General features: G+C 39.3%; 7 protein-coding genes. All 7 read left to right on the top strand.

Going from position 1 to position 6,667, the window contains the following annotated elements:
- Nucleotides 1–3 precede the first annotated feature (3 nt).
- Genes M2372_RS06460 through M2372_RS06430 form a run of 7 tightly spaced genes read left to right on the top strand, consistent with a single transcriptional unit; the run spans nt 4 to nt 6,665 of the window.
- Nucleotides 4–252, top strand: coding sequence for an acyl carrier protein (locus M2372_RS06460; RefSeq protein ID WP_115972401.1), 249 nt, complete (start codon nt 4–6; stop codon nt 250–252).
- Between the two features lie 4 nt (nt 253–256).
- Nucleotides 257–1,528: a beta-ketoacyl synthase N-terminal-like domain-containing protein gene (locus M2372_RS06455; protein WP_123319604.1), complete on the top strand. Its 1,272-nt coding sequence runs from the start codon at nt 257–259 to the stop codon at nt 1,526–1,528.
- Complete coding sequence (locus tag M2372_RS06450) at nt 1,512–2,756, top strand: hydroxymethylglutaryl-CoA synthase family protein (RefSeq protein WP_123319603.1); 1,245 nt, start codon at nt 1,512–1,514, stop codon at nt 2,754–2,756. Before M2372_RS06455 ends, M2372_RS06450 begins: the two co-directional genes overlap by 17 nt.
- Nucleotides 2,743–3,549 (top strand): enoyl-CoA hydratase/isomerase, encoded by an 807-nt coding sequence (locus tag M2372_RS06445; protein ID WP_228455717.1) that lies wholly within the window; start codon nt 2,743–2,745, stop codon nt 3,547–3,549. Before M2372_RS06450 ends, M2372_RS06445 begins: the two co-directional genes overlap by 14 nt.
- A gap of 1 nt (nt 3,550) precedes the next feature.
- Entirely contained in the window at nt 3,551–4,804 is a 1,254-nt protein-coding gene (locus tag M2372_RS06440) for an NAD(P)/FAD-dependent oxidoreductase (protein ID WP_123319602.1), read from the top strand.
- 4 nt (nt 4,805–4,808) lie between these two features.
- Complete coding sequence (locus tag M2372_RS06435) at nt 4,809–5,633, top strand: alpha/beta hydrolase (RefSeq protein ID WP_123319601.1); 825 nt, start codon at nt 4,809–4,811, stop codon at nt 5,631–5,633.
- A gap of 36 nt (nt 5,634–5,669) precedes the next feature.
- Nucleotides 5,670–6,665, top strand: coding sequence for a fumarylacetoacetate hydrolase family protein (locus tag M2372_RS06430; RefSeq protein WP_123319600.1), 996 nt, complete (start codon nt 5,670–5,672; stop codon nt 6,663–6,665).
- Nucleotides 6,666–6,667 lie beyond the last annotated feature (2 nt).

The following is a 6,667-nucleotide window of genomic DNA, read 5'->3' as shown; positions in this document are numbered from 1 at the left end:
AAAATGAAAGAAGAACTAGAAACAGTAATCCGTGAAAATTTAATCGAAATCATGCCTGAATTGGAAGACCAATCATTTTCCAACGAAGAAACATTTGTTGATCTGGGAGCAAACTCCCTTGATCGTGGAGAATTAATTACATTGACTCTGGAACGTATTGGACTGGACATTTCAAGAATTGATTTTGTGAATGCAAAAACGATCGGAGAATTGGCGGATCTGATTGCCGAAAAACGTAAGGAATTAAACTAAGTGTATGAGTATCTCTGTTGAAATAACAGGAATAAGTGCAGTGACTCCAATTGGGGTTGGAATTGCTGAGTTTACAGATGGGCTGAAGAATGGACATGCAAACTATACTTCTGTCAATCTGGAATTGGAAAATCAGCAGTTCCGGTTCCCAATAGCGCAAAATCCGGATTTAGACATCAAAAAATGCTTCCAGCAACACCCTTCAAATGATGAGCTCTTTAAAAAAGCAATTCGCCTGAGAAACCTTTCAAAAGGACTTCAAATGGGTATTTACACTGCACTTGATGCCTGGTGTAATGCTCGTTTGAATGATACACAGGTCGATCTTTCCCGTGTAGCAATTGTGGCCTGTGGAAGTAATTTTCAGGCAGGAAATCAATTTGAAACCATGGAGAAATACAGACTCAAACTTCAAAGTCTGTCTGCCAGCTATGGAATCAACTTTCTGGATACCGATATCGTTGGCACTATCAGTGAACTAATAGGAATAAAGGGAGAAGGTTATACTCTGGGAGCTGCTTCCGCAAGCGGGAATATGGGATTGGTACAGGGCAGCCGTTTAATCAGAACAGGTGAATACGATGTAGTAATTGTCGTTGCACCGATGATGGCTTTATCTATTTATGAATTTGTAGGATTTACCGAGATGGGTGCAATGGCAAAACTGAAAGATAATGGTGATCCTGAACACTTGTGCCGTCCTTTTGATAAAGAGCATGCAGGTTTTGTATTTGGAGAAAACGCAGCATGTGTTATTCTTGAATCTTCAGAACATGTGCAAAAACGGAATGCAGAATCATTAGCAGAAATCAGAGGATATGGGGTAGTACTGGATGCAAACAGAAATCCGAATCCGGATTTGAACGGTGAAGCTGCTGCAATGGGGAAAGCCCTGAAAATGGCAGAAATATCTGGTAATGAGATTGATTATGTCAATTCACATGGCAGTTCATCCCCATTAGGCGATCAGACTGAAGCCGAAGCACTGTTGCTTGCAGGATGCCATTCGGCGCTTGTTAATAGTACAAAATCGCTGATTGGACATGGTATTACTTCTGCGGGACTGGTAGAGGTAGTAGCAAGTGTCATTCAGATGAAAGAAGGATTTGTACATGAGTCACGAAATCTTGAATCTGCAGTAAAAAATAATATAAACTGGGCAAAGACCCTTAACGATCAACGCCAATTGAGCTGGTGTATCAGCAATAGTTATGGATTTGGAGGCATCAATACCTCCATCGTATTAAAAAATAAAATAAATGAGAGCAGGAATTGAAAAAATGAACGTTTATTGTGGCTCTGCTGCCATTAATGTAAAAGAACTTGCCGTTCGAAGAAATCTGGATAATGAACGTTTCGAAAACCTCCTGATGAGAGAGAAAACGGTTCCTATGCCGTACGAAGATCCGGTTACAAATGCTGTGAATGCTGCAAAACCGATCATTGATCGCTTAAGTAAAGAGGAAAAGGAATCCATTGATATGGTGATTACCTGTACAGAATCCGGCTTGGATTTTGGTAAATCACTCAGTACCTATGTACATCACTACCTGGAGTTGGGCAGAAACTGTCGTTTATTTGAGATGAAAAACGCCTGTTATTCCGGGACTGCCGGATTCCAGATGGCCGTTAATTTCATTTTCTCGCAGGTTGCGCCAGGGAAAAAAGTATTGTTAATTGCAACGGATATCACAAGAGCATCTGTAGTAGAAGGCCTTTCCGAATTAGGCTATGCAGAGCCAAGTTCCGGATCAGGAGCGGTAGCAATGCTGATCAGTGATAATCCCCTGATATTTGAAGTGGATAAAGGAGCCAATGGTTACTATGGCTATGAAGTGATGGATTCCTGCAGACCAATTCCGGATCATGAAGCCGGAAATGCTGATTTATCCTTGCTTTCATATCTTGATTGTTGTGAGAAAACGTTCCTGGAATATCAAAAAAGAGTTGAAAATGCCGATTATCAGGATTCGTTTGATTACCTGGTCTTCCATACTCCATTCGGCGGAATGGTGAAAGGAGCACATCGTACCAATATGCGAAAGTTCAAACGGGCTAAACCTAATGAAATTGAAACTGATTTTCAACAGCGGGTTGAACCGTCGTTGCATTATTGTCAGCGTGTTGGAAATATCATGGGTGCTACAGCTCATCTTGCGTTAGCCAGTGCAATTGATAATGGTGATTTTTCTGTTCCGAAACGCTTAGGTATATTTTCTTACGGATCAGGATGCAGCTCTGAATTTTACAGTGGAGTAGTGACTCCGAAATCACAGGAAATATTAAGAGAATATGGTTTGAAAGAACATTTGAATGACCGTTATGTGATGACAATGGACGAATACGAAGAAGTTATCTATTCCAACAAAGATATCCGATTCGGATTGAGAGATCTGGAAATTGATTTTAATCGTTTCCCAAAACCATTTAATCATGTTAAAGGAAAAAACAAGTTGGTCTTTTCAGCAATCAAAGATTTTCATAGAAAATATGAATGGGTATAACAGTATGACAGGAATTCTGCAGACAGTATTTTCTACGGTCAAACTCAGACAGGATGGAGGGACTGTAACCATTCGCATAGATCGGCCTGAAGCACAAAATTCTATAAACAGTGTTTTGCTGTCCGAAATGAGAAGTATATTGACCGGAATTGAAGAAAATACGGAGATAAAAGTGGTTATTCTGGAAGGAACCAACGGTATTTTTTGCACTGGAATGGATTTCAGGGCATTAACATCCGATGTTGAAGGGAAACTGGCTTCAAGAGATTCGGAAGAATATTATGAATTATTGAAACAATTTTCATCAACAGGTAAAATCATTGTTTCCAAAGTAGATGGAAGGGTAAATGCAGGAGGTATTGGTTTGGTAGCTGCATCAGATATCGTTATTGCATCAGAGCGTTCCACATTTGCCCTGTCAGAAGCCTTATTTGGTTTGCTTCCGGCATGTGTACTGCCTTATTTGATCCGGAGAATAGGCTATCAAAAAGCATTAATGATGACACTCACCACTCAGGTATACCCATGTGAACGGGCCTATGAACTTGGCTTAATTGATGTGAAAGCGAATGACCCGGATAATGAAGTACGTAAACTCTTACTTCGGCTGACAAAACTTGAAGCACAAACCATCAAAGGTGCTAAAAATTATCTGGAAAAACTTTGGATTATTGATGAGCAGACCAAACAACTTGCAGTAAATACTATTTCAGAACTTGCCGGATCGGATCAGGTACAGACGACAATTAAAAATTATCTATCAACAGGGCGTTTTCCCTGGGAAGGAAAGTAATATGAAAGAAACAAAGAAAAAATATGCCATTATTGGCGCAGGATTTTCAGGGCTTGCTATGGCGAATGAACTGAAAAAATCAGACGTTGATTTTGTAGTTTACGATTCAAATTCACAAATCGGAGGAAACTGGTACAACATTGTCTACGAAAGCGGGCATACCATTACCCCTAAGAAGGTCATGGAATTTCCAGACTTTAAAATGCCGGAAAGTTTCCCTGTTTTTCCAAGTAAGAAACAAATTCAGGATTATCTTCAGGATTTTGTAAAACAAAAAGGATTGGAAGAACATCTCAGGCTCAATACCGGAATTCAATTAATCAAATGTTTGCCAGATGAGCGATGGCTTATTCAGTTCAGGGATGGTAATGAAGAAGAGTTTTCTGGAATTGTTCTGGCAATCGGTTTGTTTAGAATTCCTGTAATACCAAACTATGAAGGGACCTTTACAGGTGAAATCCTGCATTCTTCAGTATACAAAACACCGGAAATCCTGAAAGGGAAAAATGTATTGGTCGTAGGTGCAGGAAATTCAGGAGTGGATATCGTTGTTGAGTCCGGATTGAATGCCCAAACAACAGATGTGAGCCTGAGAGATACTCCATGGATTATTCCGAAAATGTTCAAGAAAAAACCCATTACAGATTACCTTGGAATGAATGTTCCTTTGTGGATTAAAAAGCGCATTATCAAACATACTCACAATGTAATATTCGGAGATATTCGTGATTATGGGCTTCCAAAACCCAAACATGAATTATTTACCAAACCTCCAACGGTCAACGAGAGCTTTATTCACAGCATAAAACACGGGAAATTTGCCCTGAAACCTGAAATAAAAGGTTTTGATGGGAAGAATGTTCTGTTTGTGGATGGTACAGCTAAAGAATATGATTTGATCATCTTTGCTACAGGATACCGGCCCTCTTATCAGATCGTTGAACCTGGAGTGATCCCGGTTGAAGAAAATAGGCCTGCATTGGTTCACGGAATTTTTACTCCATTGGCTAAAGAATTTTATGTGATAGGCTCCGGAGTACCGAATAATGGTATTGGTCCTATTGTCTTTACCAACGCAAAACTGATTTCCAAAGCAATCCAATTGCAACAGAAAGAATCCAAACCTGTAGGTATCATCTATGCCGGTCTCGGCGAACGGACGAATCCGTTAAGAACAACGCCTAAAGCTTGTATCAAAAGATTTAGGAAACTCATAGAGAAAACTGATAGTCTTATCGCATTGCAAAAAAACTAAAAACATGTACGAAGAAAAAAAACTGGTAACAGACAATACTGTTGAATTATTTACAAGGCAATGGAGAGTAGAACAACCTATTGCAAATGTGGTTATCACACACGGATATACTGATCATAGCGGTCGCTATGAAGAGGTAGCTCAATACCTTAATCAGCATCAGATTTCTGTTTTTGCTTTCGATCTGAGAGGGCATGGTCAATCTACCGGAGAACGAACTGCTATTCAGTCATTTGATGAGTATGTTCATGATCTTGATCATTTTGTAAAAAGCCTTGGAACAGTTACACCCCTCTTCTTGTTGGGGCATAGTATGGGAGGATTAATCACTTACAAGTATGTTACAGGCAGTAAAACTCCCAATGTCCGTGGAATGATTCTAACATCTCCATCGCTGATTCAAAATGCCTCGGCATCAAAACTGAAGATAAAAATTGTTCTTGCTCTGTCAAAACTCCTGGCACGCAAACGTTCTTCTGTCAAATTGAATGCATTGGCACTTTCAACAGACAAAGGAGTAATTGAAAAGTATAATAATGATCCACTTGTAGCTAATATTGGGGCAAAGTGGAAGTTTTTGGGAGAATTAATGCGTGCCATGAATACAGTTCCACCATCAATTAATCAAATGAAAATGCCATTTTTAGTATTTCATGATTTAAATGACCAATTATCAAATCCAGCCGGAAGTAAATTATTATTTGAAAAATCAACTTCTTCTGATAAAACGTTTGAAACTGTTGAAAACTGTGGTCATGAATTACTGCAGGGAGATAGAAGTATAGGGCAAAAAAGAATGATAATAGATTGGATAAAGAATAGATTATAATAAATTTGTAATAAAATAATAAAAAAGCTAAAAAAAATGAAACTTGCAACAGTAGTAGATAATATAAATAGTAGAGACGGACAATTGGTTGTGGTCAGCAGAGATCTGAAAACTGCCGTTAAAACAACTGAAATAGCCAAAACAATGCAGGAGGCAATTGATAACTGGAATGTTGTAGAACCTCAGCTACGTAAAGTTGCAGAAGATCTCGAAAAGGGTGTATTGGAGAATACTTTCGGGTTTTCAACAGCTCACGTTATGTCACCGATTCCAAGAGCCTACCACTGGGTAGATGGAAGTGCGTATGTAACGCATGTTGAATTGGTAAGAAAAGCACGGGGAGCAGAGCTGCCAGCTTCTTTTTGGACAGATCCGTTGGTTTATATGGGGGCTTCGGACGCTTTTATTGGTCCCAATGATGATATTCTGGTAGAAAACGAAGAATGGGGAATCGATTTTGAAGCTGAAGTTGCTGTAATAACTGATGATATTCCTGCCGGAACAAAAACAGAGCAGGCTCAAAAACATATTAAGCTGGTTATGTTGGTAAACGATGTAACCTTGCGTAATTTGATTCCAAACGAATTGGGTAAACAATTTGGATTTTACCAGTCGAAACCTTGGACGAGTTTTTCTCCCGTTGCTGTTACTCCTGATGAATTAGGGGCTTCATGGGATGGTGCAAAAGTTCATTTGCCATTGACTTCTACATTAAACGAAACTAAAATAGGATCTCCCAATGCCGGAATTGATATGACATTCGATTTTGCCCGTTTAATTGAGCATGTTTCAAAGACGAGATCTCTAACTGCCGGGACAATCATAGGTTCCGGAACAGTAGCCAATAATGGCAGCCCTGATGGCTCGAGTTGTTTAGCAGAAGTAAGATGCCTGGAAACCATACAAAACGGTGCTCCGGAAACACCTTACATGAAATTTGGAGATACAATCGAAATAGAAATGCTTGATCAAGAGGGGAACTCTGTTTTTGGAAAAATAAAGCAAAAAGTAGTTCAATATTTTCCGGGCTAATT

Origin of the sequence: Chryseobacterium sp. BIGb0232, from assembly GCF_024810195.1 — a bacterium.
GTDB classification, from domain to species: Bacteria; Bacteroidota; Bacteroidia; order Flavobacteriales; family Weeksellaceae; genus Chryseobacterium; species Chryseobacterium pennae.
The sequence above is the reverse complement of the archived record's forward strand: the minus strand, read 5'-3'. Positions and strand labels throughout refer to the sequence as shown.

Excerpts from the sequence above, each read along its gene's own strand:
- M2372_RS06460 (WP_115972401.1), top strand. The coding sequence starts at position 4 with ATGAAAGAAGAACTAGAAACAGTAATCCGTGAAAATTTAATCGAAATC.
- M2372_RS06455 (WP_123319604.1), top strand. The coding sequence starts at position 257 with ATGAGTATCTCTGTTGAAATAACAGGAATAAGTGCAGTGACTCCAATT.
- M2372_RS06450 (WP_123319603.1), top strand. The coding sequence starts at position 1,512 with ATGAGAGCAGGAATTGAAAAAATGAACGTTTATTGTGGCTCTGCTGCC.
- M2372_RS06445 (WP_228455717.1), top strand. The coding sequence starts at position 2,743 with ATGAATGGGTATAACAGTATGACAGGAATTCTGCAGACAGTATTTTCT.
- M2372_RS06440 (WP_123319602.1), top strand. The coding sequence starts at position 3,551 with ATGAAAGAAACAAAGAAAAAATATGCCATTATTGGCGCAGGATTTTCA.
- M2372_RS06435 (WP_123319601.1), top strand. The coding sequence starts at position 4,809 with ATGTACGAAGAAAAAAAACTGGTAACAGACAATACTGTTGAATTATTT.
- M2372_RS06430 (WP_123319600.1), top strand. The coding sequence starts at position 5,670 with ATGAAACTTGCAACAGTAGTAGATAATATAAATAGTAGAGACGGACAA.